Origin of the sequence: Actinoplanes sp. GCM10030250 (assembly GCF_042666575.1) — a bacterium.
GTDB lineage: Bacteria > Actinomycetota > Actinomycetes > Mycobacteriales > Micromonosporaceae > Actinoplanes.
Window position 1 is genome coordinate 1 of the sequence record NZ_JBHTDO010000103.1, and the last position, 1,002, is coordinate 1,002.

At 62.6% G+C, this 1,002-nt stretch carries 2 protein-coding genes; one reads left to right on the top strand and one right to left on the bottom strand.

All coding sequences use genetic code 11. The features are described 5' to 3' along the window. A partial coding sequence (locus ACFQV6_RS44220) for a hypothetical protein (protein ID WP_378033734.1) occupies positions 1-335 on the top strand: 335 nt, incomplete at its 5' end. A gap of 124 nt (positions 336-459) precedes the next feature. On the opposite strand, the gene ACFQV6_RS44225 is transcribed toward ACFQV6_RS44220, so the two are convergent. Further along, entirely contained in the window at positions 460-831 is a 372-nt protein-coding gene (locus tag ACFQV6_RS44225) for a hypothetical protein (protein WP_378033735.1), read from the bottom strand. Between the last annotated feature and the right edge of the window lie 171 nt (positions 832-1,002).

Consider the following 1,002-nt stretch of genomic DNA (forward strand, 5'->3'; position numbering starts at 1 on the left):
AGCAGAGTGGTGAGCAGAGTGGTGAGCAGAAGCGTCGGCGGGGTCGCAGGAGGACCGACTACAGCAAGACGGCCACCGAGGGGGAACGCACCACGAAGGTCGTGCAGAAGTCGTTGCGTACCACGCCGATCCGGGTCACGCTGGATCTGAAACCGAAGGCGCATCAGGACTTGAAGCGCTGGTGCAACAACGCCGCGGTCGCCACAGGCTTGCCGGAGGTCGCGCTGGCTCCGGTTCTGCGCATCCTTGGGGAGATGCTGGTCGATCCGGACAATCGGGAGCTGTCGGAGCGGGTGAAAGAAGAGCTGGTCCGCCGGGACGAACAGCGGTTTTGAGTACATGTTGATGCCCACCACCTTTGGAGTTCAGGTGGTGGGCATCAACTATCAGTCCAGGGTCAGCAGGCACTGGCGGCACTGCATGCACGGAGACTACGGACTTGGCCTACCGAATCAAGGGTCAGGCTCCGAAACCGATGTGGTCGACCACAGTGAACCCGAGAGGGTGGGCCAGGAACAGCACGGTGTTGCCGGGAACCCAGACCGAGCGTTCCCGCCCGATCACGGTCACCGACACCCCGAGTGGTTCGACACGTTCGAGGAGCTGCTCCGCGGCGTGGTTCGGGTCGGGGACTTGGATGGAATAGGGCTCGGTGCTGAAGATCCGGGTGCCGTCCGAGGCGATCCACTTGAAGGAGTGGTCGAACCAGTCACAGTGCCAGCCGCACCGCTCCTCGGGGCGAAAGTAGATACGGCATCGCTTGCCCGCAGCGTAACGAGGACACGTGCCTACTCGTGAGGAGGTAGGCCGGAACCCGAAGCGCAATGCCATCTGCTTGTAATAGCCTCCGGCTTGATCGGCCGGTAACCCCTGGTTCATTCCGTGAAATTTACCGGGGTACCGGCCGATCAAGCCGGGGAACTGCGGGTTTCGTCCTGTGTGGCTATGCGCCGAATCCGATGTGGTCGACCACGTCGTAGGCGTTCCAGTCGGTCCCGAGGG